14 protein-coding genes are annotated in these 13,799 nt (G+C 69.6%); 5 read left to right on the forward strand and 9 right to left on the reverse strand.

The window, feature by feature from the left end:
• Window positions 1–94 precede the first annotated feature (94 nt).
• Together ABD866_RS11380 and ABD866_RS11385 are read right to left on the reverse strand one after the other, a co-directional pair.
• Window positions 95–1,270, reverse strand: a complete 1,176-nt coding sequence (locus ABD866_RS11380) for a response regulator (protein WP_345064862.1) — start codon at window positions 1,268–1,270, stop codon at window positions 95–97.
• 68 nt (window positions 1,271–1,338) lie between these two features.
• Window positions 1,339–2,313 (reverse strand): LysR family transcriptional regulator, encoded by a 975-nt coding sequence (locus ABD866_RS11385; RefSeq protein WP_345064865.1) that lies wholly within the window; start codon window positions 2,311–2,313, stop codon window positions 1,339–1,341.
• A gap of 231 nt (window positions 2,314–2,544) precedes the next feature.
• Between ABD866_RS11385 and ABD866_RS11390 the strand changes: the two genes are divergently transcribed.
• The gene (locus tag ABD866_RS11390) at window positions 2,545–3,723 is read left to right on the forward strand and encodes an Acg family FMN-binding oxidoreductase (RefSeq protein ID WP_345064868.1); all 1,179 of its coding nucleotides are present in this window, start codon (window positions 2,545–2,547) and stop codon (window positions 3,721–3,723) included.
• A 21-nt stretch (window positions 3,724–3,744) separates the two neighbouring features.
• Here ABD866_RS11390 and thiL read toward each other — a convergent pair whose 3' ends face one another.
• A complete protein-coding gene (gene thiL, locus ABD866_RS11395) occupies window positions 3,745–4,728 on the reverse strand; it encodes a thiamine-phosphate kinase (protein ID WP_345064871.1) in 984 nt (327 codons plus the stop codon).
• A 23-nt stretch (window positions 4,729–4,751) separates the two neighbouring features.
• Entirely contained in the window at window positions 4,752–5,666 is a 915-nt protein-coding gene (locus tag ABD866_RS11400) for a LysR family transcriptional regulator (RefSeq protein WP_345064874.1), read from the reverse strand.
• 144 nt (window positions 5,667–5,810) lie between these two features.
• Here ABD866_RS11400 and ABD866_RS11405 point away from each other — a divergent pair, with 144 nt between their 5' ends.
• Both ABD866_RS11405 and ABD866_RS11410 read left to right on the forward strand, forming a co-directional pair.
• Complete coding sequence (locus ABD866_RS11405) at window positions 5,811–6,020, forward strand: hypothetical protein (RefSeq protein ID WP_345064877.1); 210 nt, start codon at window positions 5,811–5,813, stop codon at window positions 6,018–6,020.
• A 3-nt stretch (window positions 6,021–6,023) separates the two neighbouring features.
• A complete protein-coding gene (locus tag ABD866_RS11410) occupies window positions 6,024–6,449 on the forward strand; it encodes a tautomerase family protein (RefSeq protein WP_345064880.1) in 426 nt (141 codons plus the stop codon).
• Window positions 6,450–6,474: 25 nt separating this feature from the next.
• Here ABD866_RS11410 and ABD866_RS11415 read toward each other — a convergent pair whose 3' ends face one another.
• The 4 genes from ABD866_RS11415 to apaG all read right to left on the reverse strand — a co-directional run bounded on the left by ABD866_RS11415 (window position 6,475) and on the right by apaG (window position 11,424).
• On the reverse strand, window positions 6,475–7,599 hold the full coding sequence (locus ABD866_RS11415; protein ID WP_345064883.1) for a YbdK family carboxylate-amine ligase: 1,125 nt from the start codon (window positions 7,597–7,599) through the stop codon (window positions 6,475–6,477).
• Window positions 7,589–8,842 carry a cation:proton antiporter gene (locus ABD866_RS11420; protein ID WP_345064886.1) on the reverse strand — a complete coding sequence of 418 codons (1,254 nt, stop codon included), beginning with the start codon at window positions 8,840–8,842 and terminating at the stop codon, window positions 7,589–7,591. Before ABD866_RS11420 ends, ABD866_RS11415 begins: the two co-directional genes overlap by 11 nt.
• Window positions 8,843–9,034: 192 nt before the next feature.
• Window positions 9,035–11,020 carry a site-specific recombinase gene (locus ABD866_RS11425; protein WP_345064889.1) on the reverse strand — a complete coding sequence of 662 codons (1,986 nt, stop codon included), beginning with the start codon at window positions 11,018–11,020 and terminating at the stop codon, window positions 9,035–9,037.
• Window positions 11,017–11,424 carry a Co2+/Mg2+ efflux protein ApaG gene (apaG, locus tag ABD866_RS11430; protein WP_345064892.1) on the reverse strand — a complete coding sequence of 136 codons (408 nt, stop codon included), beginning with the start codon at window positions 11,422–11,424 and terminating at the stop codon, window positions 11,017–11,019. Before apaG ends, ABD866_RS11425 begins: the two co-directional genes overlap by 4 nt.
• 29 nt (window positions 11,425–11,453) lie before the next feature.
• On the opposite strand from apaG, the gene rpe reads away from it, so the two are divergent.
• Window positions 11,454–12,137 carry a ribulose-phosphate 3-epimerase gene (rpe, locus tag ABD866_RS11435; protein WP_345064894.1) on the forward strand — a complete coding sequence of 228 codons (684 nt, stop codon included), beginning with the start codon at window positions 11,454–11,456 and terminating at the stop codon, window positions 12,135–12,137.
• A 74-nt stretch (window positions 12,138–12,211) separates the two neighbouring features.
• Window positions 12,212–12,925, forward strand: a complete 714-nt coding sequence (gene gph, locus ABD866_RS11440) for a phosphoglycolate phosphatase (RefSeq protein ID WP_345064897.1) — start codon at window positions 12,212–12,214, stop codon at window positions 12,923–12,925.
• A gap of 158 nt (window positions 12,926–13,083) precedes the next feature.
• Here gph and ABD866_RS11445 read toward each other — a convergent pair.
• Window positions 13,084–13,799, reverse strand: a 716-nt coding sequence (locus ABD866_RS11445) for a methyl-accepting chemotaxis protein (RefSeq protein WP_345064900.1), incomplete at its 5' end; no start/stop codon positions are given.

A 13,799-nucleotide genomic window follows, 5' to 3' on the forward strand; every position in this document is an offset into this window, starting at 1 on the left:
CCCGCCAGCGCGACGGCCAGCGACAGCCGTGGCGCGCATACCGCGCACCATCCGGCCCACCGCCAGAACGCCCCGTGCCTGCGCCCTGCCGCACTCACTGTGCGGCTCCATCACCCAGGCGCAAGGACGGATCCGCCAACTGCTCTGCAATCGCCTCAAAGGTGTCACGGCAGGCGAGGTAAGCGTCCACCACGTCGGGATCGAAATGCGTGCCGCGGCCCTGCAAGATGATCTGGTGCGCCTGCTCCCGGGGCATGGCCGCCTTGTACACGCGGCGGCAGGTAAGCGCGTCGTACACGTCGGCCAGCGCCATCAGCCGCCCGCACACCGGAATGTCGTCGCCTGCCAGGCCCGCGGGATAGCCGCCACCGTCCCAACGCTCGTGGTGGCTGCGCGCAATGGCGCTGGCCACCCGCAGGAAGGCAAAGGCCCCTGACACATCGGCAAGCGCCGGGGCTCCGGCGGCCTCCTGGACATCGCGCAGCGCCTTGTCGATGGCATCGGCCCCAATGGCTGCGTGGGTGCGCATCACGGCCATCTCTTCGTCGTCCAGTCGGCCCGGCTTGCGCAGGATGGCATCCGGAATGCCGACCTTGCCGATGTCGTGCAGGGGCGCGGCCTTCACGATCATGCTGCGCATGGGCCCCTCCAGCGCTGCCGCAAACCGGGGATGCCCAGCCAAGTGATCGGCCAGCACCTGCACGTAGGCCTGGGTGCGCAGGATGTGGTGTCCGGTCTCCATGTCGCGCGTCTCGGCCAAGGTCGCCAGGGCGCGAATGCTCAGGTCCTGCACGAGCAGGTTCTCGCGCATGCGGCGGTTGACTTCGGTGTCCAGGCGTTCGTTCTCGCCTGCCAGCCGGTCGCGCGCTGCCTTGAGCTCGAGGTGTGTGCGCACGCGCGCCAGCACGATGGCCGGATTGAAGGGCTTGGTGATGTAGTCCACCGCGCCCAGCTCCAGCCCACGCTGCTCGTCCTGATCGGCCGCCATGGCCGTGACGAACACCACCGGAATGTGCCGCGTGGCCGGGTCGGCCTGCAGGCGCCGCAGCACCTCCAGGCCATCCATGCCGGGCATCATGATGTCGAGCAGCACGATCTGCGGACGGGGCTCTGTGGCCACGGCCCGCAGCGCACGCTCACCCGAATTGGCGGCGCGGACCTGGTAATGGGGCTGCAGCAGCTCGCCCAGATACATCAGGTTTTCGGGCTGGTCATCGACGATGAGGACGGTCGGCGGTGCGCTGGGCATCGAGGTCGGGGGTGCGGTCATGAGCGTGCCTGCATGGGTCGTCCGGGGTGGGGGTCAAGGCAGCCTGTGGTGCGTCTGGCGCGCAGGCGTCAAACCATGCTACTCCGGTCGGTGGAGGATGTAACGGCTTGTGTGCGCCGCATCCGCGAGGCCGGTGCAACGGCGGCTCCCGCGTCGGCCGCCAGGGCTGTCGGCACCTGCTCGGCCAGGAAGTCGTACACGGCACGGATGCCCGGATTGCTGCGAATCTCCCGGTGCACCGTGAGCCAGATCGGAAGGCGCGGCAGCGGCAGTTGCGGCAGTACCGGCTGCACCTGCGGATCGGTGCGCACCAGGTACTCGGCCACGAAGCCAATGCCCAGCCCTGCCCGCACAGCCGCCCAGTAGGCCATCAGGTCGTCGGTGCGAAACCCGAAACGCTCGGGCTGCACCGCGTAGCCCATGGCGGCAAAGCCGCGCTGGATGTCGGGCTGTCGGTCGTGGCCGACCAGCGCATGGCCCAACAGCTCTTGCGGCGTGCGGGGCGTTCCGCTGCGGCGCAGGTAGTCGCGGTGGGCGCAGGCACAGATCGTGACCTCGGCGATCTTGCGGGCCACCAGCCCGGTCTGCTCTGGGCGCAACATGCGCAGCGCAATGTCGGCCTCGCGGCGCAGCAGGTTGCTTACCTCGTTGCTGGAGACCAGCTCGATCTGTACCTGCGGCCACTGCGCGCGCAGGCGCGCCAGCACCGGCGGCAGCAGCACGCAGGCCACGGGCTGGCTGGCGGTGATGCGCACCGTGCCTTCGACCCCGGTGCGTGCCCCCGCCAGGCTGCGGGCCAGCTGGTGGGCTGCGGCCTCCATGGCGCGCCCGGATTCCGCCAGGCGCAGCGCCAGCGCTGTCGGGACCAGGCCACGCCCGGTGCGCTCGAACAGGGCGCCCCCCAGCTGCTGCTCCAGCGCAGCCACGTGGCGGCCAACCGTGGGCTGGCTCGTGGACAACGCACGCGCCGCTGCCAACAGGCTGCCATGGTCCAGCACGGCCAAAAACGAGCGGATCAGGCTCCAGTCGAAATCGCTATTCATTCTTGTATAGCTGAGAGGCAGTTTCAGCCAATTGTGTGGTGAGCGCATCGTTTCCACAATGCCTGCAACACCCCCGACCTGCCGGTTCATTGACATGCATCACGCCAATACGCCAACGCCCATCCTGCCGCCCGCTGGCATCGGCCGCACCGCTGCGGCGCACGCATGAGGCACCAACCGGGCAGACCCAACACCCCATTCCTTGCCTTGACCCCCTTGAAGGAGAACACCATGCAACGTCGCGCATTCATCCGCCTGGTGGGCGGTGGCACCGTCGCCGCCGTGGCCCTGCCCCCGCTGGCCGCCTGCAGCAGCAGCCCGCATTACCCGGCGGCCGCCATTGAAGCCTGGCAGGGCCCGGCCAAAGACCTGGAGCCACGCCGTCGCGCGGTGGCCTATGCGATCACCGCGCCCAACGCCCACAACCGCCAGCCCTGGCGCGTGGACCTGCGCACGCCAGGCCAGATCGTGCTGCACGTGGACCGCGAGCGCCTGCTGCCCCACACCGACCCGCTGGGCCGTCAGATCCTGCTGAGCCAGGGCACCTTTCTTGAAGTGCTGGTGATGGCGCTGGCCGAGCAGGGCCTGGCCGGCCGGGTGGAACTGTGGCCCCAGGGCCCGCAGCCGGCCGCGCTGGCCGACTGGGACGACCGACCGGTGGCGCGCATCACCGTGGTCCCGGGCGGAACGCCAGACCCGCTGTTTGCCCAGGTGCTGCGCCGTCGCACACCCAAGTCGGCCTACGACATGCAGCGCCCGGTGGATGCGGCCTTGCTGCCACCGCTGATCGCCAGCGTGGCCCCGGTGGCGGGCATGGCCGCCGGGGCTACGGTAGATGCCTCGCGATTGCCTGCCCTGCGCACGCTGTGCATGGACGCGGCGCGGGTGGAGGTGCGCACGCCCCGCACCTTTCTGGAAAGTCTGCACCTGCTGCGCATCGGGCCCGACGAAATCCTGCAGCACCGCGACGGCATCTCGATCAACACGCCCATGCTGCGCGCGCTGAACACGCTGGGCCTGGTGGACCGCCAGAACATGCCCGCTGAAGGCAGCACCGCAGACCGCAGTGCCCTGCAGCGTTTTGAGGACCACAGCCGCACGGCCATGGGCTTTGTGTGGATCCACGGCCCCAACACGCGGGCCGACCAGGTGCGCGCCGGCCAGGCCTACCTGCGCCTGCAACTGCAGGCCACGGCCCAGGGCCTGGCCGTGCACCCCATGAGCCAGGCGCTGCAGGAGTTTGCCGAGATGGCCCCGCATTTCGAGGCCGCGCACCGCCTGCTGCTGGGCACGGGCGCGCCGCGCAGTGCTGCCGACCCCACGCTGCAGATGTTCTGCCGCATCGGCTACCCGGCCGAGGCCGCCCCGGCCACACCGCGCCGGCCCGTGGCCGCTCTGTTGCAGGCCTGAGGCGCCCACGGGCGGGCCGGCTCAGCCCGCCGCGCCGAAGTGGTCAAACGAGCGCCAGCGGTGCGGCACCGTCTGGCCCGCGGCATCGACCAGCCGCAGCCCGGGCACCGCTTCGATGTGGCCGATGCGCGCCACGGGCGTGCCCACGGCTGCGGCCACGGCCTGCACTGCCTGGCGCTCGGCCGCCGGGGCGGTGAACAGCAGCTCGTAATCGTCGCCCCCGGCCAGCGCTGCACGCTGCCAGACTTCGGCATCAAAATGGCTGCTCGTGCTTTTTAAATAAGCACGAGCAGCTATCAATTCAATAGCACGCTCTATCTCCACCACCGCACCGACGCCCGAGCGGTCGAGCACGTGCGCCAGGTCACCCAGCAGGCCGTCGCTGACATCAATGGCGCTGGTGGCCAGCCCGCGAAGTGCCTGGCCCAGCGCCACGCGCGGCGTGGGGCGCTCCAGGCGCTGGCGCGCGGCCTGCAGCACCTCGGCGGGCAGCGTGAGGTGGCCTTGCAGCGCTTCAAGGGCCAGGCGTGCATCGCCCAGCGTGCCGCTCACGTACACATCGTCGCCCGGCCGCGCGCCGCTGCGCAGCAGCGCCTGCCCCGCGGGCACCTCACCAAACACGGTGATGCACAGGTTCAGCGGCCCGCGCGTGGTATCGCCGCCCACCAGCTCGCAGCTGTGCGCGTCGGCCAGCGCGAACAGGCCGCGTGCCAATGCAGCGAGCCAGGCATCGTCGGCCTCGGGCAGCGCGAGCGCGAGCGTAAAGGCCAACGGCCGCGCGCCGCAGGCGGCCAGGTCCGACAGGTTCACGGCCAACGCCTTGTGGCCCAGCGCCTCCGGGTCCACGTCGGCAAAAAAATGGCGGCCCTGCACCAGCATGTCGCTCGACACCGCAAGCTGCATGCCTGGTGTGGGCGCGAGCAGCGCACAGTCGTCGCCCACCCCCAGTACGGCGCGACGCACCGGACGTGTGAAGTGGCGCGCAATCAGATCGAATTCACCCATGGTTCCTGTTTCTCTCCTGACGCTCATGCGGGCGGGCAGCGGTCAGCGTGGGCAAACCACGCCGCCCAGTGGTCAATGCACACCTGCACCTTGGGCAAGCGGTGGCGGCGGCTCAGCGTGACGGCATGGATGGGCGTGGGCTGCGGGTCCACACAATCGGCCAGCACCGGCACCAGCAGGCCCTGGCGCACGAGCGGACCGGCCACCAGGGTGGCCAGGCGCGCAATGCCCAGTCCTTGCAACGCCATGCGCGCCGTGGTGGCCGTGCTGCCTGAACGCCAGTGCCCCTCGGCCGGCCACACGCGTGGCTGGCCTTCGACCATGAACGGCCACTGGTTGAGAAAGGCCACGCTGCTGTTGGCGATCAGGCGGTGCTCGTGCAGATCGTCGGGCCGGGCGGGCACGCCGTGGGCCTGCAGATAGGCGGGCGCGGCATACAACGCGCGCGCCAGCATGCCCAGTGGGCGCGCCACCACGGTGTCGGTCAGCGGCGGCCCCGTGCGAATGGCGATGTCGATACCGTCGCGCACCATGTCGGCCATGCGGTCGTCCACCAGCAGTTCCACGCGCAACTGCGGGTAGCGGGGATACAGCTCCGCCAGGCTGGGGATCAGCAGGTGCTCGGCCAGCACCGAGCTGCACGCCACGCGCACCCAGCCCCTGGGCTGGCGGCTCTGGCTCGCAAACTCGCCTTCCAGCTCGTCCAGGGTGCCCGCGATGCGGCGGCAATAGTCCTCAAACGTCTGCCCCTCTGCAGTGAGCGTGAGCCCCTGGGTGCTGCGGTGCACCAGCCGGGCCCCGCAGGCCTGCTCAATGCGCGCCACGGTGCGCGACACCTGGCTGACGGGCACATTGCGCTCGCGCGCCACCGCCGACAGCGAGCCCAGGTCGGCCACGCGGACGAACAGGTGCAGGTCTTCGAGGCGGAGGTCGCGCATGCGCCGATGGTAATCGGCACCTGCAACAGCCCCCGCGCTGCGCAGGCCTTGCAGCGCGCGCAAAACGCTGTTGCAGCGCCTGCGGTTTCGCCGCGTGCAGCCTGTTTTTACAGTGGCCTCATCGTTCACCCCCTGGAGCCCACCATGACCCCCCGCCCCGCTTTGATGGCCGACCACGCCGCCCTGCACCGCGCCGCCGAGCGCCATGCCCAGACGCTGCGTCGCCAGGCGCTGCACGCAGCCTGGGACGCCGCAGGCACCGCGCTGCGGGCCGGTGTGCGCTGGCTGCAGCAGACCGCCACCCGCCTGCGCCGCCCGCACGCCGCCGCGTCTGTGTGCCACGCCCGGAGCTGAGCCATGCCCACCCTGCTCCTCCACATCGCCCCGTTGCACAACCCCGAGCGCTACCGACTGCTGGCCGATGCGCTGACCACCCTCACCGTACAATGCCTGCGCAAGCGCCGAGAGGTGACGGCGGTGGTCATCAACGACCTGCCGCAGGCGCGCTGGCATATCGGGGGCGTACCCGCCGAGCGGCCCACAGCGCTGCTGGAGATCAGCATCACCGCCGGCACCAACAGCGACGCCGAGAAGGCGGCATTCATTGCCGCGGTGTACGCAGAGCTGCAGCGCCAACTGGGCGGCAGTGCAGGGCTGGCCCCGGCCAGCTATGTGATCGTGCGCGAGCTGCCCGCCACCGACTGGGGATACGACGGGCGCACGCAGCGCGAGCGGCACCGGGCACACCCGCCTGCCCCGCAGCCCACACCCCTGCCGGCCTGAAACCGGGCATGGCAGACCTGGCGCTTCAGGCGGGTGCGCCGCGAAAGCGATGCGCCGCCTGGCGGCTGACTTCGGCCAGCAACTGCTCGTGCCGCTGGCGCTCGCGCAGCCAGCGCGCGTCGTTGTGGCCCCGCTCGGCCTCGGTGCGCAGCATGTGCAGCGCGTTGTGCGCGCCCTGTGCGGCCGCGTGTGCGGCCACCTGGTCCATGGTCTTGAGAATGTGCTCGCGCAGCGGCATGTGGCTGCCGGTGGCCGGGTCCACATACACAGCGTCCAGCCCGAAGCGGCAGGCCTGGAAGCGGTTGTAGGTGTAGACGAGGTAGTCGTCTTCCGCCGGTGCAAACGGCTGGTCGGCCAGAAACCACGCGCCCAGCGACTGCACATAGCCCGCCAGCGCAGCCGCGCGCTCGATGGTCAGCGGCGTATCGAAGACGCGGATCTCGATCGTGCCGTACTCGGGCTTGGGCCGGATGTCCCAGTAGAAGTCCTTCATGCTCTTGACCACGCCGGTGCGGGTCATCTTGTCGAAGTACTGGCCGAAGTCGTCCCAGGTGAGCACAAAGGGCGCGCGCCCCGAAAGCGGGAACGCAAACACCGAATTGAGCCGCGCCGAATCAAAGGCCGTGTCCTGTCCCTGCACGTAGGGGCTGGACGCCGACAGCGCAATGAAGTGCGGGATATAGCGGCTCATGCGGTGCAGCATCAGGAGCGCGGCATTCGCATCCGGGCAGCCGATGTGCACATGCTGGCCGAAGATGGTGAACTGCTTGGAGAGGTAGCCGTACAGCTCGGACAGCTCGCGAAAACGCGGCTTGTCGTAGATGCGCCGCTCGTGCCACTGCTGGAAGGGGTGCGTGCCGCCGCCCGCCACGGCAATGTTGAGCTTGTCGGCGCTTTTGACCAGTGCATCGCGGATGGGCGTGAGCTGGCCCAGCACCTCGCTGGCCGAGCGGCACACCGCCGTCGAAATCTCGATCATGCTGTTGGTCATCTCGGGCACCACGCTGCCGGGCAGCGGCGTCTTGCGCATCAGGCGCAGCATGTCTTCGGCGTAGGGCGCGAGGTCGTAGTCGTGCGTGTTCAGGAGCTGCAGCTCCAGCTCCACACCCAGGGTCAGCGGTTCGGAATGGCGAAACGGTTCAAGGCTCACGCGACTCTCCTTGCGAACGGGCGAGCGGCGCCCAGGGCTTGGAACTCTCTCCGGCGCGGTAGATGGCGGCGGTGGCCACCACGGCACCCAGCACCTCCATCAGCAGGATGGCGGGCAGCGCCACTGCGGCAATCTGCGGCCCCGTGGCCGGCGAGGCCAGCACCAGCTGGGATGCGATCAGCAGCGCAATCGAGGACATGGGCGTCATGGCCGCCCCCACCCACAGCGCCTGCTGCCAGCTCGCACCGCTGCCCACATTGCCCAGCGCCACACCCAGCACCTTGGCCAGCAACCGCACACCGATGAGTGCCAGCACCAGACCGGCCACCGGGCCGCTCCAGTCGGCCTGTGCGGCCACCGTCGAGACCAGCACGAACATCAGCATGGTGAGCAGGCCCGAGGCGGTGCCCAGCTGGCGCGGCCAGCCCCAAGGGCGCGGGTGCACCTGCTTGAGCAGCATGCCTGCCAGCAGCGCCGCCAGCGGGGCCGATCCGCCCATGTGCGCCGCCACCGCAGTGGCCGCGGCCACCAGCGCCAGCAGCAGCATGGAGGTGCTCTCGCTCGTGGGGCTCATGACCCGCAGCGCCAGCCGCAGCACCAGCGCCAGCAGGCCGGCGACCAGCATGGACACCCCGAGCACCACCACCACGGGCGAGATGGCATCGGCCAGTGTCACGCTCTGGCGGTTGATGAGTTCGGCCTGCGCGCTGCCCAGCGTGAGCGCATACAGCGTGGAGAGCGTGGCCAAGACCACCGCCCGGTCGGTCACAGGCCCGGCGGCCCGCGTGTCGGCGACCACCCGCGTCAGCACCGCAGGCGAGGCCGCCAGGGCCACCAGCGCCAGCGGGCCAGCCACCTGGGTGGGCTGGTTCAGCCAGACCAGTGCGTAATACACCGCAAAGTAGGCCAGCGCCGATTCGGCCACGCTTTGCACCAGCACCATGGGGTTGTGGCGGAACCAGCGCAGCGGAATGCGCCCGCCGCACTCAAAGAGCACGAGTGCAATGCCCAGCTCCAGCAGAAACAATCCAATGCCCTGCAACGGCCAGCCCACGCCGCTGAAACCGGCCAGGCCTGCCACCGTGCCCACCAGTGAATAACCCACCACCTTGGGCAGGCCCGTGTAGCGCTGGCCCAGATAGCCCACCACGGCGGCCACGGCCAACAGCAGCGACCACTGCACCGTGGGCAGGCCCGCCGAAGGGCGCAGCCACTGGGCCCAGAAGCTCAGGAGTTCGTTCATGTGCGTCCGCAAGAAAGGCGCTCGCGCAACGGCGTGCACCAGGTCGAAAAACTGCGGCGGGCCAGAAAAACGCCCGGCCTCCGCGTCGGGCCGTTGACTCTATCGCCCGCGCGAACAACCCGCTGTAGGACAAGGACGCAAAAGGGCGCGAACTGGGCCGGCGCGCTGCCAGCCCCCAAGCGCAGGCAGAGGTCAGCCGCGCTCGCGCGCGGGCCAGAAGAAGCTCAGCGGTGCTGCACGCCAACGCGCCACCAGGGCCGCGTTGATGCGGCTGCGTTCCACGCCGCTCACGTTGCGCGCACGCAGGGCAACCTTGAAGGCGAGATAAAAGCTCACGCCCACATTGAGCGCCCCAAGGAATGGAATGCTCGCCACCGCCCACCAGAACGCGGGCTCGTGCAGCACCGACACCCCCAGCGAGGCGGCGGCAGCGCCGATCTGCCCGGTGGACAGTGTCACGTGGCGCACATCAAGCCCCAGGCCAAAGAACCCTGCGATGGCCGGCACCAAGCCCAGCATGAAGCCCAGCGAAATGTTGGCCGCAAAGCCCGAGATGTTCTCGCGCAGAAAACGGGCCCAGCGGTCGGCACGCTCAGCCCCGAGCCAACCCGTGGCGCGGGGGTGGTAGCGCAGGGCGGAATCCACCCGGCGCAGCACGAACCAGTTTTCCGTCCAGCCCGCGATGATGCTGGAGGCAAACAGCAGCACACCCGTGAAGGCCGCAAACAGCAGCGAGGGGCCCAGCAGGTGCAGGCTCTCGAACACATGCTCCGCCTTGTGCGCGTCGAGCGCTGGCGCGCCCGTGCCCCAGGCCATCAGCAGGCAGATGCCCACCACGGCCGGGAACACCACCAGCACGTTGCCCAGCACGGCCGCGACCTGCGAGCGCACCAGGTGCGTGACCTCGTCCACAAACGATTCGACCTCAGCGCCAGAACCCAGGTCCTTGAGCTTGGCTGCCATGGCCGGAGCCGTCATGGCCGGCTGTTTGGTGGCCACGGTGAAATGCAGCAGCTGGATGAGCACGAAGCTCACCGCGTAGTTCACGCCCGCCCAGAAACCGCCCCAGAACGCCGACAGCGCCAGCGCATACAGGGCGAACTTGACCATGGTGGTGAAAGCCATCACCGCGCCGCCACCGGCCGCATTGCGCAGCATGGCCCGGTATTCGGCGCGGTTGCGGGTGATGTAGTGCTCGCCGGTTTCAGCGCTGCGCTCGGCCACCTTGGCCGCCAGCAGCGACGAGTTGGACGCGAGCAGCGCACGCACGCTGCGCCGCTCCTGCCCGACCAGTACCAGCTGCGCAAAAAAACGCGCCGCGGCCACCGCCGGGCGGGGCGCGAGCAGGCCGTCTAGCAGGTCGCGGATGCGCAGGATGCGCTCGCGCAGCTGGCGCAGGCGGAACACGAGATCCACCGAGATGCCGTTGTCCTCGAAGTGTCCGTACACCGTGGCCGCCGCCGCGCGGCAGTCTTCGAGCCGGCCGCGCAGCGCGCGTGCGGCATCGGCCACGGCCGCGGGGGCTGCGCCGTCGGCGGGCTGCGCGGCCTGCACGGCTTCGCGCAGCGCCTCCACATCGCGGATCAGCCCGTGAAAGGGCTGCGATTCGCGCGCGGCTTCGGTCATGCGCAGGCGCAGTTCGGGCGCAAAGCCGGTGGACAGGATCTGCCCGGCGCAATAGACCATGGCGTCGAGCAGCGCCGCCTGCCAACGCTGGGCCGCCAGCGCGCCATCCGGCTCCAGCATTTGCACCAGGCGCTGCAGCGCGGCTTCGTCGAGCGCGGCCAGCCAGCGCGCGTCCTGCACGGTGGGCAGGCTCAGCATGAACAGCTCGGACGCGTCCAGCGTTTCAGGGCTGCCGGGCAGCAGCTTCATGCGCAGCCGGTCGGCCATTTCCGTGACCAGCGAGGCGCGTGGCGAAAAGCCGAAGTCGGCCAGCAAGGTGGTGGCGTCCACCTGGTCGATCAGCACGGCCCACCAGGCGCGCAGGCGCTCCTGCAGCTCAGGCCGCGCCTGCAGGGCGTCAAGCAGCAGGCCAAAACGCCCCACCGCACCGTCGGTCGTGCCGTCACCGCGCACCCAGGCCAGCAGGTTCACCAGCCACACATGGCGCTCGGCCAGGCCGGCCTGCGGGTCGAGCTGCGCCAGCAGCGCGGCCAGATCAGGCCCGCGGCTCAATGCAGCACCCGTCCGGGCAAGGTCTGCCCATGCGGGCCAGGGCCAGTGGCCTCCAGCACGAACAGGGGAACCGTGGCCGTGAAGGGCGATCCGTCCTCGCCCACGCAGTGGTAATGCCCATGCATGGTGCCGCTGGTCGTACGCAGGCGGCAACCGCTGGTGTACTGGAACGATTCACCCGGCTTGAGCAGGGGCTGCTTGCCCACCACGCCCAGGCCCTTGACCTCTTCGAGATGGCCGCGTGCGTCGGTGATCTTCCAGTGCCGCGCGATCAGCTGGCCCGGGGCGTCGCCCGTGTTGGTGATGGTGATGGTGTAGGCAAAGGCGTACACCCCCTGCGCCGGGTCAGACTCCTCGGGCAGGTACGCGGGCTCGGCCTCGACGGCGAACTGGTACTTGGGCATGGGCGAATGGTAACTGCGACAATTCCGCCATGAGCCGCAATTTCCGCATCGCCCCCTCCATCCTCTCGGCCGACTTCGCCCGCCTGGGCGAAGAAGTGCGCAACGTGATCGCCGCAGGAGCCGACTGGATCCACTTCGACGTGATGGACAACCATTACGTGCCCAATCTGACCTTCGGCCCGATGGTGTGTCAGGCGCTCAAGCCCCACGCCGTGACGCCTGCAGGCCAGCCTGTGCCGATCGACGTGCACCTGATGATCCAGCCTGTGGACGCGCTGGCCGCGGCCTTTGCCGACGCCGGGGCCGACTACATCAGCTTCCACCCCGACGCATCGGCGCATGTGCACCGCAGCATCCAGGCCATCCGTTCCAAAGGCGTGAAACCCGGGCTGGTGTTCAACCCGGCGCAGCCGCTGGACGTGCTGGACTGGGTGATCGACGACATCGACCTGATCCTGATCATGAGCGTGAACCCGGGCTTTGGCGGCCAGAGCTTCATCGACTCGGCCCTGCGCAAGATCGAGGCCGTGCGCCGACGCATCGACGCGTGCGGCAAGGACATCCGCCTGGAGGTGGACGGCGGCATCAAGACCGAAAACATCCGCCGCGTGGCCGACGCTGGGGCCGACACCTTCGTGGCTGGCAGCGCCATCTTCGGCAAGCCCGATTACGCAGGCGTGATCTCGGCCATGCGCGCCCAACTGGCCGCCTGAGCGGCTCGCCCTGCAACCCTGGTGCCCGGCGCCGGTCTCACAGACCAGTGCCTGGTGCGCGCCCATCCATCTCCATGCTCCCTGAACGCACCCCCAGCCCGCTGCGCCGCGATGCGCTAGACGCCGCCATCGTCGATCTGGACGGCACCATGGTGGACACGCTGGGCGACTTCCACGCCGCGCTCACTCGCACGCTGGCCGAGCTGGGCCTGCCCGGCATCGCAGCCCCCACCATCGAGACCATGGTCGGCAAAGGCTCGGAGCACCTGCTGCGATCGGTACTGAATCACGTGCTCGTGCTTGAGAATCAAGCACGAGCCGCTATCAAAACAGAAGCACTGATGCCTGCTGCCTGGGATGCCTACCAGCGCCACTACCTGGCCATCAACGGCCAGTGCTCGGCGGTGTATCCGGGCGTGCTCGAAGGCCTGGAGGCCCTGCGTGCCCGCGGCCTGCGCCTGGCCTGCCTGACGAACAAACCCACGGCGTTTGCCCGCCCGCTGCTGGCCCAAAAAGGCCTGGACGGTTTTTTCGAGCAGGTGTTCGGTGGCGACGCGTTCGAGCGCAAGAAGCCGGATCCGCTGCCCCTGTTGAAAACCTGCGAAGCGCTGGGCACGGCCCCGGCCCGCACGCTGATGGTGGGAGATTCCAGCAACGACGCCCAGGCCGCACGGGCGGCCGGATGCCCGGTGGTCCTGGTCACCTACGGCTACAACCACGGCCAGCCAGCGCGCAGCGTGGACGCCGATGACTGGGTGGACACACTGACCGAACTGCGGCTGGCCTGACCGTGGGCCAGGGCCTCTGCCCTCGGCGCCCCACAGTGCCTCGCCAAGGTCGGCGGGATTGCTGGACACGCGGCCCTGGCGCCCCCTGGTGGGCATGCGCGAGGGGCGGTACGGTCATCTCAACGGGCCATCGTCCCGTACCGTCCACGCCGCATCGTTCAGAAACTCTCCCACTCTGCATCAGACGCTGCCGGTGCAGCGGCGGTTTTGGCACCGGCCGGTGCTGGGGCCGGCGCCCGTGAAGCCGCCTGCGGCGGCGCCAGGCGCGCCGAAGGCTTGCCCGCCTTGGAGCCCGCCCCCCCGCCGATGCGCGCGCGCGCCGGAGCGGCCGCCATGGCTGGGCGCGGGGCCGGCGCAGGCGCAGGCGCTGCGCGTCGGGCCACACCCTCTTCGAGCTGGAACACCGCCACGGCATTGACGAGCTCGGCCGCCTGGCTCTTGAGGCTGGCCGCGGCCGCTGCCATCTCCTCGACCAGCGCCGCGTTCTGCTGCGTGGCCTGGTCCATCTGCGTCACGGCCTCGCCCACCTGCGCCACGCCCGAGCTTTGCTCGCTGCTGGCCGCGCTGATCTCGCCCATGATGTCCGTCACGCGCCGGATCGCCGTGACCACTTCCGTCATGGTGCTGCCCGCCTTGTCCACCAGCAGCGTGCCCTGCTCCACCCGCTCCACACTGGCGGTGATCAGGCTCTTGATTTCCTTGGCCGCCTCGGCGCTGCGCTGCGCGAGGCTGCGCACCTCGCCGGCCACCACGGCAAAGCCGCGGCCCTGCTCACCGGCCCGCGCGGCTTCCACCGCGGCGTTGAGCGCCAGGATGTTGGTCTGGAAGGCAATGCCGTCGATCACGCTGATGATGTCGGCAATCTTGGTGCTGC

The sequence above is a fragment of the Acidovorax lacteus genome (assembly GCF_039540375.1).
In the GTDB taxonomy this organism is placed as follows: Bacteria; Pseudomonadota; Gammaproteobacteria; order Burkholderiales; family Burkholderiaceae_C; genus Acidovorax_G; species Acidovorax_G lacteus.

Bases quoted from the DNA above. Each gene is read 5' to 3' on its own strand.
- ABD866_RS11380 (WP_345064862.1), bottom strand. From the start codon at position 1,270: ATGACCGCACCCCCGACCTCGATGCCCAGCGCACCGCCGACCGTCCTC.
- ABD866_RS11385 (WP_345064865.1), bottom strand. From the start codon at position 2,313: ATGAATAGCGATTTCGACTGGAGCCTGATCCGCTCGTTTTTGGCCGTG.
- ABD866_RS11420 (WP_345064886.1), bottom strand. From the start codon at position 8,842: ATGAACGAACTCCTGAGCTTCTGGGCCCAGTGGCTGCGCCCTTCGGCG.
- ABD866_RS11405 (WP_345064877.1), top strand. From the start codon at position 5,811: ATGACCCCCCGCCCCGCTTTGATGGCCGACCACGCCGCCCTGCACCGC.
- ABD866_RS11410 (WP_345064880.1), top strand. From the start codon at position 6,024: ATGCCCACCCTGCTCCTCCACATCGCCCCGTTGCACAACCCCGAGCGC.
- ABD866_RS11400 (WP_345064874.1), bottom strand. From the start codon at position 5,666: ATGCGCGACCTCCGCCTCGAAGACCTGCACCTGTTCGTCCGCGTGGCC.
- gph (WP_345064897.1), top strand. From the start codon at position 12,212: ATGCTCCCTGAACGCACCCCCAGCCCGCTGCGCCGCGATGCGCTAGAC.
- apaG (WP_345064892.1), bottom strand. From the start codon at position 11,424: ATGCCCAAGTACCAGTTCGCCGTCGAGGCCGAGCCCGCGTACCTGCCC.
- rpe (WP_345064894.1), top strand. From the start codon at position 11,454: ATGAGCCGCAATTTCCGCATCGCCCCCTCCATCCTCTCGGCCGACTTC.
- thiL (WP_345064871.1), bottom strand. From the start codon at position 4,728: ATGGGTGAATTCGATCTGATTGCGCGCCACTTCACACGTCCGGTGCGT.
- ABD866_RS11390 (WP_345064868.1), top strand. From the start codon at position 2,545: ATGCAACGTCGCGCATTCATCCGCCTGGTGGGCGGTGGCACCGTCGCC.